This window comes from Fibrobacter intestinalis (assembly GCF_900167415.1).
In the GTDB taxonomy this organism is placed as follows: domain Bacteria; phylum Fibrobacterota; class Fibrobacteria; order Fibrobacterales; family Fibrobacteraceae; genus Hallerella; species Hallerella intestinalis.
Genome location: NZ_FUWU01000001.1, coordinates 67,854 through 93,489, shown reverse-complemented (window position 1 = coordinate 93,489; position 25,636 = coordinate 67,854). Strand labels below are relative to the sequence as shown.

Annotated in this window: 22 protein-coding genes; 8 read left to right on the top strand and 14 right to left on the bottom strand. The window is 46.3% G+C overall.

Annotation, left to right across the window (positions count from 1 at the left end):
• Positions 1 to 33: 33 nt before the first annotated feature.
• Genes B5D40_RS00460 through B5D40_RS00420 form a run of 9 tightly spaced genes read right to left on the bottom strand, consistent with a single transcriptional unit; the run spans position 34 to position 9,633 of the window.
• The gene (locus B5D40_RS00460) at positions 34 to 801 is read right to left on the bottom strand and encodes a LytR/AlgR family response regulator transcription factor (RefSeq protein ID WP_078775338.1); all 768 of its coding nucleotides are present in this window, start codon (positions 799 to 801) and stop codon (positions 34 to 36) included.
• Between the two features lie 40 nt (positions 802 to 841).
• A complete protein-coding gene (locus B5D40_RS00455; RefSeq protein ID WP_078775294.1) occupies positions 842 to 2,194 on the bottom strand; it encodes a sodium-dependent transporter in 1,353 nt (450 codons plus the stop codon).
• 7 nt (positions 2,195 to 2,201) lie between these two features.
• Entirely contained in the window at positions 2,202 to 2,996 is a 795-nt protein-coding gene (locus tag B5D40_RS00450; RefSeq protein WP_078775337.1) for an inositol monophosphatase family protein, read from the bottom strand.
• 44 nt (positions 2,997 to 3,040) lie between these two features.
• Positions 3,041 to 3,643 carry a hypothetical protein gene (locus B5D40_RS00445; RefSeq protein ID WP_078775293.1) on the bottom strand — a complete coding sequence of 201 codons (603 nt, stop codon included), beginning with the start codon at positions 3,641 to 3,643 and terminating at the stop codon, positions 3,041 to 3,043.
• Complete coding sequence (locus B5D40_RS00440) at positions 3,643 to 4,035, bottom strand: hypothetical protein (protein WP_078775292.1); 393 nt, start codon at positions 4,033 to 4,035, stop codon at positions 3,643 to 3,645. Before B5D40_RS00440 ends, B5D40_RS00445 begins: the two co-directional genes overlap by 1 nt.
• Positions 4,036 to 4,037: 2 nt before the next feature.
• A complete protein-coding gene (locus B5D40_RS00435) occupies positions 4,038 to 4,658 on the bottom strand; it encodes a hypothetical protein (RefSeq protein WP_078775291.1) in 621 nt (206 codons plus the stop codon).
• Complete coding sequence (locus B5D40_RS00430; protein ID WP_143394455.1) at positions 4,658 to 5,656, bottom strand: hypothetical protein; 999 nt, start codon at positions 5,654 to 5,656, stop codon at positions 4,658 to 4,660. The genes B5D40_RS00435 and B5D40_RS00430 overlap by 1 nt, the downstream gene beginning before the upstream one ends.
• Positions 5,657 to 5,658: 2 nt before the next feature.
• Positions 5,659 to 9,258 carry a S8 family serine peptidase gene (locus tag B5D40_RS00425; protein ID WP_078775289.1) on the bottom strand — a complete coding sequence of 1,200 codons (3,600 nt, stop codon included), beginning with the start codon at positions 9,256 to 9,258 and terminating at the stop codon, positions 5,659 to 5,661.
• On the bottom strand, positions 9,259 to 9,633 hold the full coding sequence (locus B5D40_RS00420) for a hypothetical protein (protein WP_143394454.1): 375 nt from the start codon (positions 9,631 to 9,633) through the stop codon (positions 9,259 to 9,261).
• Positions 9,634 to 9,853: 220 nt separating this feature from the next.
• Between B5D40_RS00420 and B5D40_RS00415 the strand changes: the two genes are divergently transcribed.
• The 5 genes from B5D40_RS00415 to B5D40_RS00395 all read left to right on the top strand — a co-directional run bounded on the left by B5D40_RS00415 (position 9,854) and on the right by B5D40_RS00395 (position 15,299).
• Positions 9,854 to 10,846: a DUF6588 family protein gene (locus tag B5D40_RS00415; protein WP_078775287.1), complete on the top strand. Its 993-nt coding sequence runs from the start codon at positions 9,854 to 9,856 to the stop codon at positions 10,844 to 10,846.
• 16 nt (positions 10,847 to 10,862) lie between these two features.
• Complete coding sequence (uvrC, locus tag B5D40_RS00410; RefSeq protein ID WP_233134297.1) at positions 10,863 to 12,725, top strand: excinuclease ABC subunit UvrC; 1,863 nt, start codon at positions 10,863 to 10,865, stop codon at positions 12,723 to 12,725.
• A complete protein-coding gene (gene dinB / locus B5D40_RS00405; RefSeq protein WP_198951052.1) occupies positions 12,700 to 13,773 on the top strand; it encodes a DNA polymerase IV in 1,074 nt (357 codons plus the stop codon). Before uvrC ends, dinB begins: the two co-directional genes overlap by 26 nt.
• A 199-nt stretch (positions 13,774 to 13,972) precedes the next feature.
• Positions 13,973 to 14,626 carry a TPM domain-containing protein gene (locus B5D40_RS00400; RefSeq protein ID WP_078775284.1) on the top strand — a complete coding sequence of 218 codons (654 nt, stop codon included), beginning with the start codon at positions 13,973 to 13,975 and terminating at the stop codon, positions 14,624 to 14,626.
• Between the two features lies 1 nt (position 14,627).
• On the top strand, positions 14,628 to 15,299 hold the full coding sequence (locus tag B5D40_RS00395; RefSeq protein ID WP_078775283.1) for a hypothetical protein: 672 nt from the start codon (positions 14,628 to 14,630) through the stop codon (positions 15,297 to 15,299).
• 8 nt (positions 15,300 to 15,307) lie between these two features.
• Here B5D40_RS00395 and B5D40_RS00390 read toward each other — a convergent pair whose 3' ends face one another.
• From B5D40_RS00390 to B5D40_RS00375, 4 genes are read right to left on the bottom strand one after another with little or no spacing between them, the layout of a single operon-like run.
• Positions 15,308 to 16,159, bottom strand: a complete 852-nt coding sequence (locus tag B5D40_RS00390) for an NAD(P)H-hydrate dehydratase (RefSeq protein ID WP_078775282.1) — start codon at positions 16,157 to 16,159, stop codon at positions 15,308 to 15,310.
• Positions 16,160 to 16,161: 2 nt separating this feature from the next.
• Complete coding sequence (ispD, locus tag B5D40_RS00385) at positions 16,162 to 16,848, bottom strand: 2-C-methyl-D-erythritol 4-phosphate cytidylyltransferase (RefSeq protein ID WP_073301773.1); 687 nt, start codon at positions 16,846 to 16,848, stop codon at positions 16,162 to 16,164.
• Positions 16,849 to 16,906: 58 nt separating this feature from the next.
• Positions 16,907 to 17,848 (bottom strand): FISUMP domain-containing protein, encoded by a 942-nt coding sequence (locus B5D40_RS00380; protein WP_078775281.1) that lies wholly within the window; start codon positions 17,846 to 17,848, stop codon positions 16,907 to 16,909.
• A 23-nt stretch (positions 17,849 to 17,871) separates the two neighbouring features.
• Positions 17,872 to 18,684, bottom strand: a complete 813-nt coding sequence (locus B5D40_RS00375) for a prepilin peptidase (protein ID WP_078775280.1) — start codon at positions 18,682 to 18,684, stop codon at positions 17,872 to 17,874.
• Positions 18,685 to 18,759: 75 nt separating this feature from the next.
• On the opposite strand from B5D40_RS00375, the gene B5D40_RS00370 reads away from it, so the two are divergent.
• Complete coding sequence (locus B5D40_RS00370; protein WP_095849567.1) at positions 18,760 to 24,018, top strand: COG1470 family protein; 5,259 nt, start codon at positions 18,760 to 18,762, stop codon at positions 24,016 to 24,018.
• Positions 24,018 to 24,443, top strand: a complete 426-nt coding sequence (locus tag B5D40_RS00365) for a DUF6941 family protein (protein ID WP_078775278.1) — start codon at positions 24,018 to 24,020, stop codon at positions 24,441 to 24,443. Before B5D40_RS00370 ends, B5D40_RS00365 begins: the two co-directional genes overlap by 1 nt.
• Before the next feature lie 6 nt (positions 24,444 to 24,449).
• Here the strand turns inward: B5D40_RS00365 and B5D40_RS00360 are convergent, their stop codons facing one another.
• A complete protein-coding gene (locus B5D40_RS00360) occupies positions 24,450 to 24,995 on the bottom strand; it encodes a 4'-phosphopantetheinyl transferase family protein (protein ID WP_158222150.1) in 546 nt (181 codons plus the stop codon).
• A 102-nt stretch (positions 24,996 to 25,097) separates the two neighbouring features.
• On the opposite strand from B5D40_RS00360, the gene B5D40_RS00355 reads away from it, so the two are divergent.
• Positions 25,098 to 25,607 (top strand): hypothetical protein, encoded by a 510-nt coding sequence (locus B5D40_RS00355; RefSeq protein WP_143394453.1) that lies wholly within the window; start codon positions 25,098 to 25,100, stop codon positions 25,605 to 25,607.
• Positions 25,608 to 25,636: the final 29 nt, after the last annotated feature.

The window sequence follows — 25,636 nt, the reverse complement described above, 5'->3', positions numbered from 1 at the left end:
TGCCGCCGGTTAAAAAGAATTTTAAAGAATGAATCAAAGTGAATGCAGGTTGCTGACAAAGTTCCGGCTGACCGGAATGACGGAGAGGTCTTTGTCGTGCAATTTAATCGTGAAGTGCCCGTTGGGCAGGCGCTGATATTCTGTAATCGCGTCGATGGCGATCAAATGGGCGCGATGCACCCGAACAAATTGAGCGGGATCCAGTCGCTTTTCCAACTCGATAAGTGGCGTGCTGATGATGAACTTTCCGTTCGATGCGTAAACCGTCGTGTATTTTTCTTCGCTTTGAAAACGGAAAATGTTTTCAATGGGAATGACGATTGTCCTGTCGCCGATTTTAGCTTGGATTCTTCGCAAATAAGTCTGCTGGTCGCTGGGAGAACGATTGAGCAGGCGTTGCATATCTTCTTCTGTATCGACGGAACCGCCTAAAATTCCTCCGAGGCGGCGAACCTTGTCCATGCAGACCTGTAGGCGCTCTTCTTCAATGGGCTTTAACAGGTAGTCGATCGTATATTCCGCAAAAGCTTTTAAAGCGTATTCGTCGTAAGCCGTCGTAAAAACAATCAGGGGGTCTTCTTCTGCATCGACTTCTTTCAGCACGTCAAAACCGTTTTTGTCCGGCATTTGAATGTCCAGAAAAACGAGGTCGGGATGAATTTGACGAATGAGGTTTACCGCTTCTTCGCCCGTAGCCGCTTCGCCCGCAATCGTCACGAGATCTGCATACGGCTCTAACAATTTACGCATTCTCATGCGCGCCAAAGGTTCGTCATCGACAATTAATGTTTTGAATTGCATGGCCTTAATATAATTTACAGCTATATCCTTTTTGCTCGGATTAGAGCAATCCATTGACGAAGATAATTAAAATCAGGATGGGAAGCACAAATCGGAAATAGTTTTTAAACCAACGGGGGATTTTTAATCCTTTGCCTTTGTTTGCTTCGGCCAAGTAATTGTCAAAGCCCCAGCCCCATTTGCTGACGCAAAACAGAAGATAAACCAGAGAACCTAAAGGAAGCAAAAAATTGGAAACGATGAAGTCTTCGGAATCCAGGATGTCCTTTTCGCCAATGGGATGTACGTCGCTTAGAAGATTATAGCCCAGAGCGCAGGGAATCGACAACACGAAAACGACGACAAGACAAACGAGGGTCGCTTTTTTGCGTGTCCAGTGGAATTCGTCAAGGCATCCCGAAAGGAGGTTTTCGAATACGGCCAAAACCGTGGAAAGGCTGGCGAAAGTCATGAAAAGGAAGAAGGCTGCCCCCCAAAAACGCCCGAACTCCATGTGCAGAAAAACGTGGGGAAGGGTCAGAAAAATCAAGCTGGGACCGGCGTCCGGTTCCACATTGTAGGCGAAACAGGCGGGAATGATGATGAGTCCGGCGGCAATGGCAACCATCGTGTCGAGTATGCCAATTCGCACGGCTTCCCCGCCGAGAGTGTATTTGTCGGAAGTGTAGGAACCAAAAATTTCCATAGCTCCGACCCCCAAAGAAAGCGTAAAAAATGCCTGATTCATTGCGGCGGTGATGACGGATCCCAGTCCTTGCGCTCGGATATTGTCCAGATTTGGCAGCAGATAGAATTTGACGCCTTCGATGGCGTTCGGCAAGCATAAGCTGTGAACGGCAAGGGCGAGAATCAAAATGAAAAGCCCGACCATCATCACTTTAGAAACGAGTTCAAGCCCTTTTTGGACGCCGAAACTGTTGATGAGAAAACCGAACACAACCGAAGCGGTCATTCCCAAAAGCATTTGTGTTGGGCTGCCGAGCATAGAGGTGAAGATATTTCCCACGTCGCCAGTCGAAGCCATTGCGAAATCTCCCAACGAAAATTTGCAAAAATAGTTGAGCATCCAGCCGGAAACAGTCGTGTAGTACATCATTAAAAGCAGACAACCCAAAAAACAGAAATAACCATGCCAATGCCATTTGCTGCCTGCGGGTTCCAGTCGCTTGTAGCCGGAAACCGCTGTTCTGCGAGAAGCTCGCCCTACGGAAAGTTCCATAGTCAAAATGGGAATGCCCATGACGATTAAGAAAATCAGATAGAACAATACGAAAAATCCGCCGCCATTTTGACCGACTAAAAACGGAAATTTCCAGACGTTGCCGATTCCGACGGCACATCCTGCGGAAACGAGGAGAAATCCCAACCGCGATTTAAATCCTTCTCTTTTCATGTTTTCCTCATTTTAGGATTTGAATCATTTGTTCATGTAAAATTCCATTGGAGAATAGGACCTGCTCGCCATCGATAAAGCGCACGGGTTCTCCGGACAATTCGGAAACCTTGCCGCCAGCTTCTTGAACGAGCAGTGCGATGCCCGCAATGTCCCAGGGGTAGCTCATGGTCATGACGAATGCGTCTAGAGAGCCTTGAGCCACCAGAGTTCCTTCGACAACGGCACTGCCGTAGCACTTGACGCGCGAGCAGTTTTCCGCTTCGTTCCGAAAGTTTTTCAGGTTCTGCGCGTTGATTTTCGCCCAGTCGCCGACGTTAAAGTCCCCGTTGGAAACAATCGCCTTCGAAAGTTCCGACGTGGCGCTGACCGAAATTTTTTTGCCGTTCACAAAAGCGCCGCCTCCGCGATACGCCGAATATATTTTTCCGAGCCCGGGCAAGTACACCGCCGCAATCAAAGGCTTTGCTGCCGATTCCGACTTTTCGACAAGTGCGAGCGAAACACCCCAGAGCGGGATGCCGCGGCTAAAGTTCAAGGTTCCATCGACCGGATCGATGATCCATTCGAATTGCGAGCCATCTTTCACGTGACCGGCTTCTTCGGTGCGGATGGAATGTTCGGGAAAATGCTCCTGAATGCGAGCGACGAGAATGCGTTCGCTTTCCATGTCGGCGACGGTCACGACATCCTTGGGAGTTTTAAATCGGATGTTTCCCAAGTGATCTTGCATAGAAAGCGCAGCGTTTCCGGCTTCTTGGGCAAACGAACTTGCCAAATTCAAAACAGATGAAAGTTCCATGCGGACAAATGTAAAAAGATTGCCCGCCGGCATCTGCGCCGAGGTCATTTCTTCAGCCGAAGTTTTGCTTTGCCGTTTTCGATAACAACGCCTGTGTGATTGCCCGAACTCGGACTGCCGTTCAGCTGATAGGATTTTGAATCTGATTCTTTTTGCCGATTTTGTTTTTGACTTGTGATGGCCGCATTTTCCTTTGCGACTTTTACGTACTTTTCCACCTCTTCCCATGTAAGACATGTTCCCTCATTTACAGGAACGCCAATTCCAGTGCCAAAATATATCATATCACTTGAATGGAACCAAGAAGGATAAGGGTGTGATTCCAATTCAAAAGTTGGAAAATAAGTCGATCCATCATTTTGAAAGACACACTGTATCTGGAATGAAAAGCAGCCATTTGACTGAAGTAATTGACAGTAGGCAAAATAGGAAGTGTCTTTCCGATAGACAAAATAGATCGAATCGATTATCTGCTTGAAGGTAATCGACAACACTGTGTCAGTAAATTTTGGGATCGCTGAAGCATAAACCAAATCGCTCAGGTAGAACTCCTTATTTATTACGGGCAAAAATGCATTGCTATCTGTTAAATTCAGTGCGTCCTCAAATACAAAACTTGGAGTTTTCTGAATCCAGATTGAATCCATTATGGCACTGTAGAATTTGCTGCGAAAGCGGAAACAAGAAAATCGTATCCACAAAAAGCTGGAATTGCACTGCTCCCTAGCGGAGCAGCTCCTACAAAAAAGCTGCAATCACACAATCCGTCCGCTAAAGAAAAGTAGATAACGCCAGGATAATTCGCCTCAAAAGGGTCAAAGAACTCTCCAAAAGACAAACCAGAATCTGTCAAGACAATTGTAGCGGTCCTCACATCGCTAAAATGACTTGCAAAATATTTTCCATACATCACATTCGAGCTATCCGAATAAAGCCAGCAAGAACCTGTACAATCATACCCTTTCAGCGTCTGCGTCCACGTTTCGGCAAACAAATTACCTGTAGCAATCAGTAAAATCGCAGCGAACAATTTTCGCATATTCACCTCCTCGATTTTATCGCCGACAAAAATAAGGGTGCTATCGAAAAAGGAACTTTCTCTATCCGGCGGATTTCGAATCCGTAGCCCTGGGAATTGTCGTTATCGCTTTCCAGTTCGACTTTTAGCTTCGAAGATTTTATACGGATGCGATTTCCCGCCAAGGCATTCCCCGCATATTTTCCGAGGATTTTTCCCGAACCATCGGACAACGTAATCGTGTCGCCCGTTTCGACGAAGGTCTTCTTGTCAAACGTGACGAACGCTTCCAGATTGTCGCCCAACGCGTATTCGCATTCCAGATGGTCCTGGGCTTTGTAAGGATGCACGATTTGGCACGAAGATTCCGTCAGTACAAAATCGCTCACGATGGAAGAGACCTGCATGTATCCATCCGCATTTCCTTCGCGGATCGCCGTTCCTCGCACGACGACCTGCCAAGTTCCCTGTTCCGGATTCTCGACATCGACGACTTCTACATTGTTCAGATGATCGAAGCATTCGTTTAGCACGGCATCGTTCTTTCCGCAATAACGTTCCGCTTTGGGCATGTCCGACTCCTTTATCCGTTCGATCCCGAACGTATCCGAAGACCAGGGGCCCGTATTTCCATCGGTAGACATCACTTCTTCAGCTGGACTTTCACCTTGCCATTTTCAATAATAACGCCTGTGTGATTTCCCGAATTCGGGCAGCCGTTTAGCTGATAGGATTTTTCTTCTCCATTTTTCGGAGTGAACCTCCGGCGAGATGGGATGGGTGTCGTTGTATAAAGAAAATCTCCTATCTTTTCTAGCGTATTGCAATAGGAATAATTTTTATCTCCACCTTCCGTTCTGTACCAAGCTAAAGCATAACAGGGGTATGGGTATTCTTCTAGTTCAAAAGAAGGAAAATACGGCAAACGATCCGTCTGGAAAATACACTGTATCTGAAATGAATTACAGGTTCTTGCTTGCAATAAGCGACAGTAGGCGAAGTATGCGCTGTCTTTTCGATAGACGAAAAAAATAGAATCCAAAGCGGCCGCTACACGATAATAAATAGAATCCCCTGTACTAGAATTTTTGTAAACTCCGAAATTCCAAGAGAAAATTTTTTCTTCAAAAAGATCCGCTAAGAAAATAGGGTAATCCGAAGCTCTTTCCTCTGGCTTTATAAAGTTGAACCGATTGGTATCTACTAAATTCAAAGTATCATCAAATGCAAAACCCGTTTCTTTTTGAATCCAAAGAGAATCACTCAAGGTGTCCGAAGTATCTTTAAATACTACGCTTAATCCGTACTCACATTGATGTTCGTAATAAGATTCTGGAATTCGACAGCCGCTCATCGTCGGCTTATAAGAAAAAATGATCTGCCCAGGCAGAACGTCCGGTTCTCCATAGTCATAAGATTTATTACCAAACACAATTTGCGAGTCATTAAAGAAAAGAGAAGATGTATTCCAAAACCATGCATCATCTGAAGTAATCAGATGCTTTCCATACAAAACATTCGAAGTGTCCGCATAAAGCCAGCAAGATCCTCTACAATCATACCCTTTCAGCGTTTGCGTCCACGTTTCGGCAAAAATGCTAGAAGTAGCCATCAGTAAAATCGCAGCGAACAATTTCCGCATATTCATCTCCTCCTGGATTTTATCGCCGGCAAAAACAAGGGTGCTATTGAAAACGGAACTTTCTCTATCCGGCGGATTTCGAATCCGTAGCCCTGGGAACTGTCGTTATCGCTTTCCAGTTCGACTTTCAGCTTCGAAGATTTCATACGGATGCGCTTTCCCGCCAAGGCATTCCCCGCATATTTCCCGAGGATTTTTCCCGAATCGTCGGACAAAGTAATCGTATCGCCGCCCCCGACGAACGTTTTCTCGTCAAACGTGACGAACGCTTCCAGATTGTCGCCCAACGCGTATTCGCACTCCAGATGGTTTTGAGCTTTATAAGGATGCATGATCTGGCACGAAGACTCTGTCAGCGTAAAATCGCTGACAATGGAAGCCAATTGCGCATCGCCATTTACATTTCCTTCGCGGACCGCAGTTCCCCGCACGACGACCTGCCAGGTTCCCTGTTCCGGATTATCGACATCGACGACTTCTACATTGTTCAGATGATCGAAGCATTCATCGCGCACGGCATCGTTCTTTCCGCAATAACGTTTCGCTTTGGGCATGTCCGACTCCTTTATCCGCTCGATCCCGAACGTATCCGAAGACCAGGGGACTGCATTCCCGCTCAAATCTATTTTCTCGATCGGCAACGGATCGATGCGCCACGGAAAATAAAACTTCCCTGACGGAGAAATCAAATACAGGTTCAGATCGTTACAAAGCTTTGATGCCGAAAAATTCGTTGCAGTGTATAGGCCGTCGATTCCGGCGCAATCGTCCCATGCAAGCGTCACGCGCAGATTTTCCTTGCCGACCGGAACCGCCATATTCCAGTGCGCTTCTTTTCCATTCTCAATTCCGAATTCCCTGAAGCGGTTAAATGTTCTGCGCTTTTCGTTGAAATCCTCCAGAACGTTCAATGCCTTCTCGCCGTTCACCTTGCCCCAGCCGGTCGCGAAGTCCGGTCCCTTTCCTAATTTCACCAGATGGCTTTGGCCATCATTCTCCGTATAAAAAATATCCTTGGCCAGATCCCTCGCAAAGCCGACGGTGTCGATCATGTCTTCTGCGGTATGGATGAGGATCGCCTTGGCTGTCGAATTCCGCATGGATTCTTGCGTCAGAGGTTTTCCCGTCTTTTGCGCGAAGCGCTGATATATCAAGGCTCCGATTCCAGAGACGAACGGAGCAGCCATCGACGTGCCCGAGTCCTCTGCGTAGCAATTTTCTTCTGAAACTTCTGAACAGGGAACGCTCGAAAGGATACCTTGGTCGTAGGCGAATCCAAAACGGAAAAAACGGGTCGGTCGCAGAGATTGCTTCCATACGAATCTAGCGAGAGAATATTCTTTAGAAAGAGGCCATATGACTTCAATAAATCGTCGCTCATAATTCCATTTATTCTTTTTGTTAAAATCTTCAGCTGGACAAAAATAGACTGTTCCACCCAAGCGTGGCCGCTCCAAATTCTTTGTCTCGGTCCGAAGTCTAAATTCAATTATATCGTCCCTGTTGACCTTTAAAGAATCCAGTCCCCAATCTGAAAGTTTCCAGTTGATATAGCTCTCTCCGGCATCCGGCCTGAAATCCGAATATTTTAGAGCGAATCCATTCAGCGCATCTTTATCCTGCACGACTTCCAGCGTAGAGATATTCATCTCTGCCGAAGGCTGTACGAAAGACGAGAAATCCAATACGAAAAAAGGCTTCAGCGAATCTTTATGGTAGAATTTGACGTAGTCGATATACACGGTGAACGGATTCGAAGAATCAAAAGAGTACTGCACAGTCGATCCCGGAGCCATTACATCAGGCTTAATTCGTCCGTCCCAAGTGGGTCCCATGCTGGAATTCGTATTTCGGATTCCAGTAACGATTGCGTAGTTCCCGACGGTGATGGGATTCTTCGCATCGACTAGAATCGAATGGTATCCGATTTGATATGTGTAACCAGCGTCCTGCCTTACAACGCCATTATTTCCAGCGGCAAAGACCACAAGTTTAGAAAGAGAATCCCCATAGTCAGAAAAGTCTTTCCAATCATTAAAAATCCATCGATCAGCATTTTGATTTTTAGTCCCATAATAATTGAACTCAGAAGAATTTTCCTCTAATGAATTTTCTATCCATATGTGCGAATGGTTTACGACATGCCCGATCTGGCTAAAAAAATGCCCTCCGTCCGAGAAAATGCGTACTTTGGGTGCCACTCCGCGATAACGGTAGCCTTCTGAAGCCGATCCATTTCCACCGAGAATTCCCGCGACATGAGTTCCATGATCACTTTTACTATTTGATGAACTTTTTTTTGCAGGAGCCTTTCTCGGTACAAGGATGCCCATCGAGTCTTCTAAAAAGCTCGGATGCTTAAAATCAATTCCTTTGTCATAGACTCCCGCAATAATTCCTTCGCCCGTATAGTCTGCATTCTGGAGCCATTCCAGGCTCGGCTTCGATTTTTTCAGCTCCGCTTTCCAGACGGAATCGTTCTGCAATCCCGAAATGCGAACTGCTTTGCGGCCAAAGTTATTCGTCGGACTCCCTTCGTAAATCACGTCCAGCCGATAGATGTCGCGATTCCTTTCTAGGCACTCAATTCGGTTCAAGAGGAAATCCGACAGGACGACTGTCCTGTCTATTCGGGCGTCCTTGCCGTCACAGATTTCGACAAGGTTCCTGCACTCGGACATCGGAACGTCACGCCAGCAGCCGACCTGCAATTTTAGCGTGTCTTTTCCAAGATCTTTTGCGGAAAGTTTCAGCTTCACTGCAGTCGTATCGTCCGCATCGAAGGCGTTGTAAAATCCTGAAACAATTTTATTTAGCGTCGTCTTTGAAACCGGATTCCTTGCCTTGAATAGGATCAGATCCAGTCCTTGATAAGGTCCGGCGTTCAAGCGTTCGACTCCGATTTCCGCAAGCAGCCGTCGTTCTTTCCCTGTCAATGGATTTTCCTTCAGCAGCCAGAAACGCCCCGAGACGCTTTCCTCTTCGCCGCCAAATTTCTCGATGACGGAACGTTTCCCGCGGAAATCCCACCAGATTTCATCTGCGCTCCATTTCCCGTTGACAGGATCGACACCCCACAACAACTGCCCGCCCATTGAATAGACGGAGATGAAAAAGTTCGGTTCAAAAATTCCGGCATCCTTCTGGTGCGAAAAACTCTTTTCGTCAGACCATCCGGCCCAATCCTTCCGGTGAATGCGAAAATGAATTTGTATGGAATCATCCGGTGGAATGATGCCCGAAATCCGGATTTTAAATGTCGTGAATTCCGAATTTGAAACCGTTGAGACTGCCGTAGAAAACGGAAAGGAAACGTAATCCACGGTCGCCGTCAGCATCGAATCTGCCGGGACGATTCCGTAACGGACTTTTTCACAGACTGCATCCTGTTTATTTTCACAGAATTCCAGCCATGAATTTTGAGCGAAATAGCGGACTTCCGGATTAATCAGGGAACTTTCAGATCCGTTGAGTAAGTGCAGTCTGTATTCGACCCAGTTCCATTCCGTACGATGCCGTTCGGAAACCACCTTGACAGCGGCAAAAGAATGTCCCCAGAAAAGGAACACCAAAATTCCCAATATGCCGACTTTCTTGACCACTCAATTTCCTACGATTGAAATCGACTGCAAGAGGATTCCGCCGTACTCGGCTTCCTTTACCTTGTGATAGATGACCGAAATCTGGCTTCTGTTGTTCGATGCGGAAAGCGCAAGTGCTCCGGAAAGTGTCATCGCCAGGGCGTCCGTATGAAATTCCTCGCTCTCGATCAGGAAAAGGTGGTGCGCATTCGTGGTCGTATTGTCGGATTGCTTTTTCGTGATGAACTTTGTCGTCTGTAGCGAGGAGCACAGGGAATCCGCCCCGAGATAAAAGGCGATGACGTTCTGCGAATTATTCGTATCGAAAGCCAAATGGCAAACGTAGCCGGATTGCGTGCAGGAGCCTTCGGGAATCCCCGGGTTTGAATTTTTCACGTTGCAGATTTCTGAGGCTACCCCAAGAGATGCGAACAAAATTATGCAGAGCAATACGTTTCTCACCTGATTCTCCTTGTTCATTCCTAAATTATATAAAATCCGTTTATCCGTCAAATTGGCATTCTTATTTTTCCTTAGTTGTCTCAAAAGATATATAAAGCAACATATCTTTAAACTATATCTTCGCCCACACTTGCCATTTTCTAAATTTCCGGCTATGAAAAAGGCTTTCTGTATTTCGATTTTTTGTTCAGCCATTTCACTCTTTGCCGCCGAATGGGCCAGCGATTATCAGTCGATGAGTGCATTTCAAAAATCCAACGGGCGCACGGGTTACGTCAAGCCGATTGCGACTTATGTGGGAACGGTTTTGAACGGCAACTGGATTTCTTCGGCATCCATTGGCCGCGGGCTTTCTTTTGAAGGCGGCCTTCCTTTTCAAATCGCTTTGATTGAATCCGGCGATAGAAATTATCATTCGTCGAGTTTGGGAAATATCCCGACGATTTTTGGCGGTAAAGCCGAAGGGGGACTCGGCGGAAACGAAGATTTGCACGGCCTTTCCGTTTTCACTTTGCCTTATTTGCAAATCGGTGCGAGTTTCTTTTATACGAGAATGGCTTTGCGAGGAATGTATTTCCCGTCTGTGAGTGAATTGAAGGGCTACAACCTCCTTTCTTTTGGCATCCAGCACAGCTTCGGACATTTCTTTATCGAAAAACTTCCGCCGGCTTTTCAAAATTTTGATGTGAGCCTTTTCTTCGGTTACAATTCCGCTTATATCGGTTATGCCCCGGATAAATGGAAAGGGCAACTGGACTTGGATTTCGGAACAACTTATACCGCAGTCGTTTTTGGCTATAAGCCATTCAAAATGATGGAAGTGATGCTTTCTTTGGGTTATCAAACGGTTTCTATGGAAGCGGGCGGAAGCATGGATGCTTACACCAAGGATGGCATTTATCAAGGGAAAATAAATCCCGATGTGGATTTGGATGGTCGCGGCGGATTCCGAATGGGCATAGAACTTTCGTTTGCTTTTGGGGACGCTTACCATCCTGTTGTGGGCTACAATGTGGGAGCGAATCACTCTTTGAATGCCAACGTCCTGTATTTTAAACAAGATTTGAATATCGGAAATTCTTCTGCGAAAAAAGAATTGAATGCTGAAGAAAAAACGGGAGAGGTTGCAGCGGAGAATAAGCCGTAATCCGTTGGAGTGAATTTTGTTTTCAGAAGCCATTCAAAAACGATTGACGGAACTCCCTTTTCGCCCCGGCGTTTACTTGATGAAGAATGCCGCTAAAAAAGTGATTTACGTCGGCAAGGCTAAAGTCTTGGCGCATCGGGTTCGCAGTTATTTTGATGGAAAAGAAAAGCCGGGACATCGGGCGGCGACGCTGATGCTGCCATACATTCGAGAAATTGAATGGATTGTAACCGATACGGAAGAAGAGGCTTTTATTTTAGAAGCCAATTTGATTCGCAAGCACAAGCCGATTTATAATGTCCGTTTAAAAGACGACAAACATTATCCGTATATTGCGATTGATATGCGGGATCCTTTTCCGAGACTTTTTCTTTCTCGTCATGCGAGCACTCGTTTTCGTTGCTTTGGCCCGTATCCGAGTTCTAAAGCATTTCGTACGTTGATAGGCATTTCTGCTCGGCTTTTTAAAATGCGGGAATGCAAATTGATATTCCCTCTTGCTAAACCGCAGCGACCTTGTTTGAATTATCATATTGGCCGTTGCCTTGCTCCTTGCGCTAATCTTTGCACACAAGAAGAGTATGCGCGGAATGTCGGAGAAATGGTGAAAGTTTTGGAGGGCAAACGCAATGATTTGCTTTCGGAATGGACTCGGGAGATGGAAGATGCCGTGCTGAAACTCGATTTTGAAACGGCAGCCAAAAAACGAGATGCTATTGAAGCGTTACAGGCGACGACGACTTTTCAAAAAGCCGATACGACGGACACGACGCTTAAATTGGATGTGATTGCGGTGCGTCGAAATGGAAATTTGGCGACAGCAGTCATTTTTGAATATCGTCAAGGAGTGATTTCGGGAAGAAGGCATTTCCAGTTGGAATGCGATCAGGAACAGGACGAGTCGGAAATTTTTTGCGAAATGCTTTCGACATGGTATGAAGACGGCGAAGGAATCCCGAGTGAAATAGCCATCAGTAATGCGATTGCTGATGAGGATTGTGAGCAGATAGAAGAAGAACTTTCGGAAAGGGCGCATCATAAGGTGAACATCGCAGTTCCTAAACGAGGCGAGCGTGTCCAGTTTATGAAACTCGCATTGGCAAATGCGGAAATGCTTCTGGTTGAAGCACAAGCCAGTGTGAAACATTTTGATGAAGTAGATCAGAGCGTTTTTGATTTGCAGCGGGAACTGGGTTTGTCAAGAACGCCGTTCCGCATTGAATGTGTAGATATTTCCCATTTGGCGGGAACGCATACCGTTGCCAGCTTGGTCTCGTTTAAAAATGGTCGCCCCGACAAAAAAAATTACCGCAAGTTTATCATCAAAACCGTTTCTGGAGTCGATGATTTTGCCAGTATGCGAGAAGTGATGACGCGGCGAATTCGACGGTTGGAAGAAGAGGGAACGCCCATGCCCGATTTGTGGGTTTGCGATGGTGGTAAAGGTCAGGTGGATGCGACGATGCAGATTTTGCGGGAACTCGGGCATGATAAAGATTTGCCGTTGATTGGACTTGCCAAAAGATTGGAAGAAATTGTTTTTCCCGACGATAGAAAATCTATTGTGTTGCATCGTACGAGTGCGGCTTTGAAATTGTTGCAAAATGCTCGAGACGAAGCGCATCGCTTTGCGATTACATATCAGCGTAGCAAACGGAAAGAAGACTTGCGGGTTGCTTGGTTGAATCTTCCGGGAATTGGCGACGAAACGCGGATTAAAATTCTTTCTCGATATAAATGTCGTTCCGATTTTTTAAAAGCTCCACCGGAGGATATTCAGGAAATTTTCGGAAAGAAAAGGGGACTTTTAATTCGCGATAAAATCGCTGAATATAATCCTGATGCGGAGAATTATGGTTCGCAAGATTATTCATATTGATATGGATTGCTTTTATGCTTCCGTTGAAATGCGTCGCCATCCCGAATTGAAAAATGTTCCGATGGCCGTCGGAGGAAGCGCTCAGGATAGGGGAGTTCTTTCCACTTGCAATTATCCCGCGCGGGAATACGGGCTGCATTCGGCAATGCCGACTTTTCAAGCGATGCGACTTTGCCCGCAGCTGGTTTTGCTTCCTGTCGATATGAATTTATACAAAGCGGAATCCGAAGAAATTTTTAAAATTTTTTACCGTTATACCAATCGAATTGAAGGCTTGAGTTTAGATGAAGCTTTTTTAGATGTGACGGGAAGCGATATGCACAACGGTTCGGCATCTTTAATTGCGCAAGAAATTCGGGAAACGATTTTTAAGGAACGCGACGGAATTACCGCTAGTGCGGGAATTGCTCCAAACAAGTTCCTTGCTAAAATTGCCAGCGATTGGAACAAGCCGAATGGACAATGGACTATTCGACCCGAAGAAGTGGAATCCTTCACCGCAAATTTGCCGATGGAAAAAATTCCGGGAGTTGGAAAGGTTTGCAAACAAAAACTTCTGTCCAAAGGTGTGACTTTATGCAAAGACATTCTTCCTTTTTTTCGGGAAGAATTGGTTGCAGACTTTGGCAGTTTCGGGAATGCCCTTTATGATTTTGCCCGAGGGATTGACAATCGGAGAGTCTCTTCTTCTCAAATCCGAAAATCGATTTCTACCGAAAATACTTTTCCCAAAGATTTGCGCGGATGGAAAGATTGCGAATCGGAATTGCGCACGGTTTATTTTGAATTTTTACGTCGCGCCAATCGCTTTATCGAAAGGGAGTCGCAAAAAACTTTTCCGGCTTTTCATTGCTTCGTTAAAATCAAATACGCCGATTTTCAATCCACTACGATTGAACGCACCTTTCCAGATGCTTCGTGGAAACGTTTTTCTTCGTTGTTTCGGGAACGCTATGATGAAAATCGAAAGGTGCGGTTGCTCGGTGCCGGAATTCGTTTGGATAAAATTTCGGAGGATGTCGATTCCATGCAAACGGATTTGTTTTGAACTCCCCCTAAATGCCTTTTCAAAAAATCAGTAGCATTAGTGATTCGTTGTCAGTTGCCAGAGATTAGTGGTTTGTCCGAATTGTCTATCTTGCCTTTATCCATTGGCCACGAAACGCTATTTCTTCAACAAAGCCTTTTTTAAATGCGGGCTTGAATTTATATTTTCTATGCGACTTCTTTGACTTGGAGCTTTGCCGATGCGTCTTTTGCCGATTCTTTTGCTTTTTGTCGTTTCTTTGTTCGGATTTGCGCCGGACGGCGATCCTATTGAAGACAGGGCTTATTTTCTTTCAGAAAAAGAGCGTTTGACTTATCGACAATTTACCGAGGAACTCCGTAACAAAACGGGATTTTCCCTGTATTTGTACACGGCGGCCTCCCGGATTTCAAATGTGAAATTGCTGGCCGATTCTTTGTGCCGTGATGAAATGGGGAACGATACTTTGCGTGCGGTTATTCTTATCGATAGTTCCGCCCATTCTCGTTATATTTCCATTTCTCCGGCGGCTTCCCGATTTGTTTCGGAAAATGTCGCAGAACGTCTGGCTCAAAAATATCTGCTTCCCGAATTTCGAAAGGATCGCTTTGGGCATGGCATTCTTGTTTTTGCAGCCGAGCTATCTAAAAATGTGGCTCGCCTTCACGATGTGAAATTGGCCACTCCATTGCCTCGTCCTTCAAAAGATGGCATTCCCGCGATTGCTTGGCTTTTAATCGCAGCGGTTTTTATTTTAGTCGTTGGTGCCTATATTTATTTTGTTCGACAGGGTAGCAGGGCGCAGAAACGTCAAGCGATTCGTGATTTTGGCAAGTTTCCACATCAAAAATTTGATTCCGGTTTTGAGAGGTGATATGAAAAAAATTTTGACTTTGCAGGATATCAAAAGTTCGTCTTGGGGAGAGCGCATCCATGATCTCCTCGGAAACAATTTACTTTCGGCATTTTTGCACGGAAACTGTTTGCACGAAGGTTTTGACGCGATTCATGAACCGTGGCAAATCAGTTTGATTCTAGAAGATTCTCGTCCTGAAAAATTGCGAGATGTTCATCGTTTGAGTCGGGATATGGCAAAAGACAATCTTAAATTTGGATTTTTTTTGGACCGGGAATTCTTATTGAGTAAGCAGAACGATTATCCTCTGGAATTTTTACATATTTCTCAAAAAAATGTTCTTTTGTATGGAAATCCGCCGTTGTCGGGTTTTGTCCCGGAAGAAATGGGGCTTCGAAATGAATGCCGGTGGGAACTGGAATGTCGCCGTTTGCATTTGATTCGGGAATTTACGCGCATTCAGGCGGGAATTACTCCGATGGATTTTTTTATTGCCGTTTACGAAGAAATTCTACCAATCCTTTACGGCGTTTTCTTTTTGAAACAAAAAAAGTATCCGCAAAATCGGGAAGAGCTGTTGGAATGTTTTCCGGAGTTCCGCATCAAAGAGCCGGCACTCACTTTTGATGAAAATGTAAAACGGGCAGATGCCATTCTTGCGGCTATTCGCCAATTGGAAGAATCCCTTTAAGAAAGGGTCTATTTTAAGTCGCGGATTATCCGAGCGATATAGCTGGGCAAATCCGAGGCTAAAACGCCATATTCCGAAAAATCTTTGGATGCCATTTCTCCGGCGAGTCCATGGATGTGGGCTCCTAAAACAGCGGCATCAAAGGGTTCCATTTTTTGAGCCAAAAGCCCGGCGATGACCCCGGTCAAGCAATCTCCACTTCCTGCTTTGGCCAGCGCGGAATTGCCTGTTTCGTTGATTTTCCCATGTTCTCCAAGAGCGATGACGGTTCGGTGTCCTTTGAGAAGAACAATGGCTTCATATTTTTTTGAGGCTTCCCGCGCGGCGTCCAAACGGTTTTTTTGAATTTGCTCAACGTCGGTGTGGAGCAGGCGGGCGAGTTCCATCGGGTGTGGCGTCATCACGCAGCGATTGCCGAATCGAAATGAAATTGGGGACTTGGCCAATAAATTTAATCCGTCGGCATCCAGTACCAATGGTGTTCTTTTTTGAATGAAAATGTTCAACAATTCATCGGTGGTTTCGGACAAATTCACTGAAGCGTTTTGCAACGCGGAAATCCCACAACCAAAGGAACAGATGGTTCCAGATTTGATTTGGGAACTTAAGGTGAAAACAGCGTCTCGGGAAATGGTTGCTCCATCTTGTGGAAGGGGCAGAAAGATGGCTTCGGAAAGTTTTGCGGCCACCGCATCGATGACGGGAGGAATTGCCGCTAAAGTTGCATAGCCTGCGCCGACTCGCAAAGCGGAAACCGTTGAAAGATAGGCGGCTCCCCGAAAGTGGACGGAACCCGCAATGTTTAGCACGCTGCCAAAAGTGGATTTGTTGGAATCGGCTGGGCGACAAGGCAAGTGCATTTTTATTTTCCTAAGAGTGCTCGAAATTTTTCCAAGTCGGAAAGAGTCGTCAATTTGTCATTCAGAGAATTGCCCGGGACAATGTGGACGGGAATAGAATAGTGTTCTAAAATGGAAGCTTCGTCTGTGGGAACAAAGTGAAGAGGTTCCTTTTCCATTTTTTGATAAAGTTCTCGGAATGTGGAAACTGCGGCTGCTTGCGGGGTTTGCGCTAAAAAGATTTTTTCTCGGGGAATTGTTCGAATTACTTTTCCATTCTCGACGACTTTAACTGTGTCCGTTGAGGGGCGGGCGACAAGGCAAGCTCCCTTATCTTCTAAAGTTTTGAAAACTTGCTCGATCAGCTCTTTGGAAATCAAGGGCCGCGCGACATCGTGAACCAACACAAATTCCACTTCGGGAGAAAGGGCGGCGATACCGTTTTGCACCGACTGCCAGCGTTCTTTGCCGCCGACAACGATTTTGAGTTTTTGAGCAAACGAAAAATCCTGCAAATCTTTTTCAAAATGGGATTGCCAATCTGCGGGAATCGCCAAAACGACTTCTGTAATTTGAGGCAGGGACGCAAAAGTTTCCAAGGAATATCGGTAAACCGGCTTGCCGCCCAAATCCAAAAGCTGCTTAGGAATTGAAGTCCCCATTCGCTTTCCCAGTCCGCCAGCGGGAAGAACAACCGCAAATTTTTTCATATCCACCTCTCGAATGTGTCGCAACCGATTTTTTGAAGATGTATTTTCAGAGGATGCCTTATTTCTTTTCTGATGATTGAACATCTTGAACGCACCGTACCGCATACCCTGCTGTTTTGAAATTATGATAGCGGTAAATATCCGGCGAATCGTAATCCAGGCTGCGATAATAGGCGCTAAGAGAATCTTTTTCCGTGGAACTCCAAAAATAAGCGTGGGCTCCCAGGTACATAAAATTTCCTTCATAGACGATTCCCGAAGGCATCGCTGTAAAGTGAATTTCATCCGTGCCGTTCCCAGAGGATTCTTCATCTCCTTGCCAACCGTTTTTGGATTTCAGTTTGGTTCCTCCACCCGTTCCTAAAAATTGCACCAGGGATTCCCATTCGGCGTCGGATGGGAGCCGCCAGCCTTCGGGGCAAACGGTCTGAGCAGTTTCAAAATCATAGAGTCTGCCGTATTTGTCGCAGTTTTTTTTCTGATTCTTGTAGCAGAAAGAACCCGAAGAGGTTTGTACGTTCAGATTGCGGTTCATCCAGCGCAAATTGCCTACGACAATTCCTTTAGCGTCGCAGGGCTTGAATTTAGCCGTGATGGTCACGTCGGCGTCCGGCATCAAAAACTCGGCGGAATCGGTGGAGAGGAGCTTCAAATTTTTTTTGTAACGCCCGGGCGAAACTTTCCAGAAGGCAAAGCACTGTTGGCTTGGCTGCATCAATTGGATCGGGATTTTCTTTTGGGGAGCGTAGGTTCCAGAACCCGATGCGTTTTGGACAGTCAAAGAGTGTTCTGTAGCTGAAGAAACAGGAGATTGGCTGGAACTGGATTTTATTTGGGGACTGGAACTCGGTGGTGGGGCATTTTGCTCGGAACTTGACGAGGTGAAGGAACTGCTGCTTTCCGCAGAGGAAGAACTTTCTTTTTTCGTCGGTGTCGGTGCGGGAGTTTCCCGTTGGCAGGAAATCAAGACGAGTGCAAGGATGATGGCAAAAATTCGCATAAAAAGCTTCCTCGACCGGCGAATCACAGCTGGAAAAGCCCTAAATAGTAGTTCAAGAACAGCTCTCCCCAAAGATAGACGATTGGAGCGGCCACGGCAAGAAACGGCCCGAACGGAATTTCTTGGCTTTTCTCTTTTTTTATCATCCGGTAGGGAACCATCACCAAAATTCCCAAAAGAGAAGCCAGGACCAGCGTTTCAAAAGCGAGTCCGACACCCATCAGTGCGCCGTATCCGGCTACGAGTTTGACATCCCCAAGCCCCATGGCGTCTCGTTTCAAAATTTTTCCGGCGATAAAGCCCAACAAATAGAGCCCTCCCCCCGCAAAGAGTCCGCCGAGAATGCTTTGTGCCGGGGTCAGTCCTTCGGGGAAAAAGGAAAGCAGAATACCCACGACGATTCCCCCGATGCTGATGGTGTCTGGAATAAGCTTGAACGCGACATCCACGGCGACGACGGGATAGATGGCGAGCAAAAGCCAAAAAAGCGCAAAGGAATCCGCCCAATGAGCTACCGGTTCTGTCCAGGAAAAAGGATAGTTGGCAAGAATCAGGGCTAAAACTCCCAAAATTCCGCAGCAGGCTTCGCCGAGTGGATAGCGGATGCTAATCGGTTGGTGGCAGCAGGCGCTCTTTCCGCGCAGGATGAGCCAGCCGACTATTGGCAGATTATACCAGATAGGGATATGTTTTTGGCAATGTGGGCAAAAGGACGGAGGGGAAATCAAAGAAAGTCCTCGAGGCATCCGATAGACGACGACATTGTAAAAACTGCCCACGCAGGCACCCAGAATGGCAAAGAGAATCGCCATATACCAGATAGGAATTTCTTGCATATCCTAAAGATAGTTTTGCTTTTGGAAAATTTGAATTTAATTTTGGGATATACGTTGTCATTTACTGGAATCTTTATGAAAAAATTGCTTTTTGTCGCACTGTCCCTTTTGCTCTTTGTCGGCTGTTCTCGCGAGTCCGATATTCGTGTGAACGGAACCCTTCGCAATAACCATTCCGTCATTTTCGCTTTTACGGAATCACCGGAAGAACTTCCAACGTTTATCGATTCGATTGCAGCATTGGATTCTGTTTATACCTATGACACTCTCACCGTTACAGTGCATGATACGGTCTATTTTGTCGGATTCCTCAAATACAATACGAAAAAGATTTTGCGCTATGCTTGGAAAATGGGAGACGTCGATTCCCTATTTGATGGGAAAAATGAAGAATTGTTCGCCTACGCCTATGATTCTGCGGGAATTTATTCGCCGCTGTTTATTGCTGTCGATGGGGCCAATGCGCGAGACACCGCCGGTAGAGGTCAATACATCCGAGTGGTGGATACGCCACCCGATATTTCTGTGGACGCAGATACCTTGTGGACGCGGGGGCTTCACGATGCGACGATTCCTTTTATGGCTTCGGATTCTTTTGGCGTAATCGACAGCGCTTTTGTGGTTTTGCTGGATTCCAAGAACAAGCCGGCAGATACGGTTGAGGCAAAAAAAGATTCTTCGGGATTTGTTTACCGGGCGCGGATTCCTTATGAGAAAGCAAAGGGCATTTTGAATGGGCATAATGATGTGCGCTATGTGTATGGGGCGGTGGATGAAGATGGCAATGTTTCTCGGGATTCCGCCTATTTGCATTTTAATCGGATTCCCGAAATTTCCTTGCTGATGCCGGATTCTGCGAGCCGTCAGAGTATCTATGTGCCCCGCTTTGCTTTTTATTATGCGGGTTCCGATGACGATAATCCAGAGGATCTGCGATATTCAATTCGGGTGGGCAAAAGCCCCGACAATGCGGGAACCGCTCCTATTTTAACGGATGCCAATTTGGTCGTTTCGGGGATTCGTGAAAAAAGCTGGGAGGCCATTACCGATTCTGTGTGGAATATGGATGAAAGTTTGCGTGGGCGTCTTTATTGGCAGGTCTATGTTACCGACGGCTATGATACGGCGACTTCGCCAACTTGGAATTTCTTCTTGGGTGACTTGAGTGCTACGACAGGAAGTTTTTATGGCTACGCCAAATTCCAGGGAAGAAAAGCGCACAATGGTATTCAAGTGGTGCTGGAAAACGTGGAAACATCCAATTTTACATTTACCCATACGACTGCTACGGGCTATTTCAAAGCGACTGTTGATCCGGGCACTTATCGAATTTATGCACGGGATACGACGGGTTTTGGCTACAAGCGCATGATTCTCGAAAACCAATATGTGGAAATGGGCGACGAAAAAAATGTAGCGACGATGCTTTTGGAAGACTCTATGGTTCCTAAAATCCGCATCAATAATTATACATCTCTCTTCCCTTCTCGAGACGTCTCGTTCTCGGGAACGCTTTCGGATTCCGGTTCGCAAATCGCCAGCGCTAAAGCCTGGTTGGATGGAAAGGAAATCTCTCTTTCCGTTTTGAAAGTGAATGAATGGATTATGAATTTCAAGGATCTTTCCGACGGCGACCATCGCTTCCGTTTTGTCGTGCTTGACAGCGCACAGAATGTTTCGGATACGGCAAAAATCGATTTCACGGTGAAGGCTTCGTCTTTAAAACTGAGCGTCAACGGCAAGTCCACGTCCATGGTTCTTTCGGATTCGACCCTTCATTTTGTCGCCTATGCGGGCAATGTCATTCCTTTGCCGGATTCGGTAACTTGGACTTATAAAATCAACGGCACTACGACTGTGCGGAAGACGGCGTTCGGTAGCGACAGCTCTTCTTCGCTGGATATATTGGGAGCAAGCTCGGTACCGAATATCGAATTGGGAAAAATTTATACGATGTCCGCGTCAGTCGCTGGCGGAACAGTTGTGGATAGTGTCCGTTTTGGATTTATTGGAGATCGACCGATCATTTATTTCTTGCAGCCGAAGGCGGATACTTCCGTGACGATGAATGACACGCTTTCTTTCCAGTTTGAAAAATTCCTGCCTGCCGGTACATCGGCAAGCGTTCAATGGAACTGCGATGGAATATTGACAAAAGGTTATGTCTGCCCGTCGGATGATGCGGACAAGGCGACTTTGGCTTGGAGTTCCGTTGGTAAAAAGAATGTCGTTTTGACTTTGAAACAAGACGGTGGAGCTTCCGTCTCCGACGCGATTTCCGTCAATGTGATTGCCGATCCTCCGTCCGTTACGGTGAAAACAACCGAAGATGTTATTCGGCAGAAAATCAATGCGAAGCTTTCTTACGCTGTCACGGCTAACGATAAATATGGAAAGGTTGTCGCTATTGAATGGGGCTGCAATGCCAATGCTTCTAAAATTTCGTGGGACTCTTCGGCGACGGTGACGCCGGGCAAAAATGTTTCTGCAACGATAAATGTCCCCCTTCCTCAAACAGAAACGGACAATTACAAATGCGTCGTCCGGGCGACCGACGATGATGGCGAATACGGCTATGATACGCTGACATTCCGTGTGGTTTTGGACAAGCCCTCCATCACGCTTTTCACCAGTTCCGCCGAAGTGAAAATCAATTCGAACATCCGAGTTTCCGGTGCCGCCGTTGATACACTTGGCCGCATTGAATCGGTGGAACTTTTTTGCGGTTCCAGCTTGAAATCGCCAACCTGGGTTCAGATTTCAAAGCCGGATACAACGGTTGTCGCTCCGAGTAAAGAATGTACTTGGTATTGCATGATACGTGTTACCGACGACGATAATCTGACAGCAATTGATACGGCGACTTATTCTGTCCTTCAGGATTTGCCGACGGTTACGGCCAGCGAGGACACTTTGACGGTTTCTATTAAGGACACTCTGGAACTGGATGCGATGGCTTATGATAAACTGGGGAAAATCGTTCTATATCAATGGAGCTGTGGCAATTCGGGTGTCGCTGGGAAGTATTTTGTTTCGTCCACTTCGACCCCACGTTATTCTGCCATTATGCCGACGACGGAAACTTCGGACTATCTTTGCATTATCCGCATTACCGATGACGACGGCAATATCGCCGAAGATACGACCAAAATTACGGTCTTGCAAGATCCGCCGACATTGAAAGTATCGACGGAGTCCTTTACGACTCGAGTCAATTATCCCATAGGAATAAACGCTTCGGCCAGCGACAAATTCGGTTACATTGCTAAACGGGAATGGAGTTGTGGCAGCCCTTCAGAGATTGGCGATAACTGGCGAACGGTTTCTTCTTACGATACGACTTGGATGGGACCGGCGACTCCGCAAGCGACTTATTACTGTATTGCACGGGCAACCGATGACGATGGCAATCAGGTGCAGGATACGATTCATATTTCTTTTACGACGGACATTCCCGTGATTACAGTGGATCAGGGCGTCGCCTACATTTTAGCGGGAACATCGACGGAGTTGACTGCGCGAGCGAACAAGGCCTGGCAAAGCATCAAGCGCTATACATGGACGTGCGGCAATAAGGGGTCTTCGGCACTTCAAGACACCGCTTCCAAGAATCATGTCTGGTGGGCATTCAACGACCCGACGGACTATTTGGCTTCGGACTTTTATTTCTTTGATGACACGACCATTGCCAAACTTTCCCGTGGCAGCAATGAATTCTATTGCATCGTTTGGGCTCAGGAATCGGGAACCAATTTTATCGCAACGGATACGACGATTATTCGAACGATGTCCAAGATGCCGGAAGGAATTATCAGTATGCCGGATACGGTTTACCTCTGGAGTCAGGATTCTTCGGAAATATCGCCTAAAGCCAGATATTGGTATACGTCAGAAGCCAATGCCAGTTCTTCTAAACTCGGAACGTTGGGCGATGAAGACGCTCAGAAGTTCTGGTGGAATTTTAGCAATGTCAGCGATAAGTATTGGTATGAAGGAAATTCCGATGGTACGATAGATACGAGTATCGCCGAGTTCAACGCTGCGTTCTTGCGTAGTTCCGAAGAAGGTTCCATTACCGTTCGTTTGGATTATTTTGATTCTTCAAAAGCGCAGATGGATGTAAACTTTGCGTCTCGGCATCAGGCAGAGATTACCTCCAGAAAGGTTTATTTCCGCAAAGCGTGGAAAAACATTTCCGATGTAACAGATTCTGTTCTGGAATTGACGACGAATGCAAACGCTCCAGCGCTTTCTTATTGCAATGATCGTTTGAATATCGCTTATATCAATGAAAGCGGAAGTCTTGTTACTAAATCCAGAAGTGGAAATAAGTGGTCCGCATTTGGCAGCCCGAATATATCTGGGATTGTTGGGCAAACGTTGAATCTGGCTTGCGATGGAAACGGAAATCTGTATTTGTCTTATATCAGCAATTCCGATCGAAAAGCTTATGTTTACAAATCCGCCTCGGCTTCAAATTCTTGGACGGCATTGGGAAGCGGTTTGGGAACTTCCGTCATATCTGCAAAACTGAAAATCAATCCCAAGAACAACGCTCCTTCTATCATTCTTCTCGGTTCGGTAAACAATACGGCAAACATCGTTCGGGTTTACGATTATTCCAATGCAAAATGGAATGCCTTGACCAAAGCGACGATGAATGAAAATTCCACCTATCGCGAAGTGGACATGGCGTTCGATCCAAACGGCAACCGTATCGTTGTTGCCAACGGAAATACTTCCAGCGATTACACAATTTATTACTACTACATCGCTAGTGGTGCGACATCGACAGCCAGCACTAAAAACAATAAAATCAACATCAATGCGGAATCCATTCAGGCTTTCTATAGCGGCGAATTTTTCTATGTCGGTTTCCGCAGTCGTGATGATGACGGCTTGCCGCGCCTAGTTCGTGCGCAGGCGACGCAATCTAAATTGACAAACTCCAATGCGTTTACCACGTCTGGGGCCGAGTTCACGGCCTTTGGCCACCGTTGCTTCAATACGTTCTTTGCGGTGGATGAAAACGGGAATCCTCTCCTTGCCATCGATGACGCTTTCTACGCCCGAAATTCGCAAGTGCACGTTTATCGTTTTGCGGATGGAGCGTGGGCAGAACTCGGTGAAAATGAATTGCCCTATTTCAAAAATATTTTCGGAGCCAAACATGGCTATTATATTCGTGGATTCCGTCCTCAGTTGGCGGTATCTTCATCGGGAGACATTTATCTTTCGATGCGGGCACAGGAAGCGCCTTCGAGTGCGGCCTCCGTGCTGCCGGGAACGAACAACGGTCCTATCGTCATGGAATATCGTGGAGATGACTGGTAATGAAGACGGAAATTGCTGCCATTTGCGATGCTGCAACAGATCAAGGCGGAAAGCTGAATATGCTGGGCGTTTTCGATTATATCGAAGCGAATTTGCCGGTTGTCATTCCACGTTGTTCAATCGTTTTTCGCATTCGATATGCGCGATCCGAAATTGGGAAACACCAGCTTCGTGTCACGCTGGAAAATCCGTTTGACAACAAGGAAATTTTTCCACCGATAGAGACTTCCGTCACTTTTTTGCCTTTTTCAACAGCCATGGACTCGGCTGCAGTGAATCTCATTTTAAATCTGAATCGCTTTCGCATTGAAAAAAGTGGAAAATATCTTCTTCATCTTCGGATAGATGAAATCGTTGTGGATGTAACCCTTCCGCTTTATGTTCGGGATTTGCTTCCGCATGAACCTGACCCAAAAATCAGCTAAAGGGAGTTAAATCCTCGGTGCGACGGCGAGTGCGGCGGCAAAGGATTTGGGCTGCTGGGGAAGTTGAAGGTCTATCAGGCGTGCTCCGTCCACTTCTTCTTCCAACACGTTGCGAGAAAGCACTCCGCTCAAAAAGGAGCCACCGATACATTTGAACAGGGCTTCTTTACGGCACCAGATCCGATAGAACTGGCGCAACGCTTTTTCTGGAGAAAGTCCGCTTTTTAAAAGCAGCGTAGTTTCCTCTTTAGCGAAAAAACGCTCGGCAATGCGCAATGCGCGGGGGCGCAATTTTTCAATATCCACGCCGACTTTGGCTGTAAAAGAATAGGCGAGAACACAGGTGTCCTTGCTGTGCGTCCAGTTCGCGTCAAATCCGCAGTCGGGAAATTCAGGGCGTCCGTCCGGAGTTCGTTTGATATCTACGCGGGTCAGCTGCATTCCCGAAACCGATGATAAAACCGACAAAATTTCATCCAGATGATTTTTTACAGGCAAAACGCACCAATTCACCAGTCCAAAAGGAGTATTCACTTCGTATTGCGTTATCATGACTTTAATATAAATTTCATTCATTCAAAGAGACGCTATTTAAATACACATTTTTTATTGGGCGTATTTTTGAAAAAGCCTTTTGGGATTTTGATAGTAGAAATGCGTATTTGCTATTTTATTTCCATGCGCTTTCATTTTCCGGTATTTGTTGTGTGCTTTTGGCTTTCCGCTTGCAGCGATATCAACAGCGGTTGGACGGTCGATGGCGGCGGATACATGAATTTGCAGCTGAACGGCAGTGAAAAATTAAAACTTGACATTTCTCCCGATGATGGGGATGTGGATTTGCGCGTGAACAAACATTTTGTCCTTTTTCTGGGCAAAAACGACCAGGGCGACCGGCTTCAGTTAATGGTTTACAAGCCTGTTCTGGGCCTCAATACGCCGCAAACCAATCCGAATTACACCTATCTCGTCCTTGGCAATAGCGTTCCCGCCCATATCATCGATGCGGATTCCAGCTATGTCAAGTTCGACAGAAAGGACAGCATTTTATGGAGCGCCGACATTCGGCTTATTTTTAATCATTGTTACGGAGACGATTGCGATTCTACTCGGACCGTCGTTTCTGGCCGGATGCAGTATTGGGTTGATCCCGACGACCGCTAAGTCGCAATTTTATGATATTTCCCCTTGAC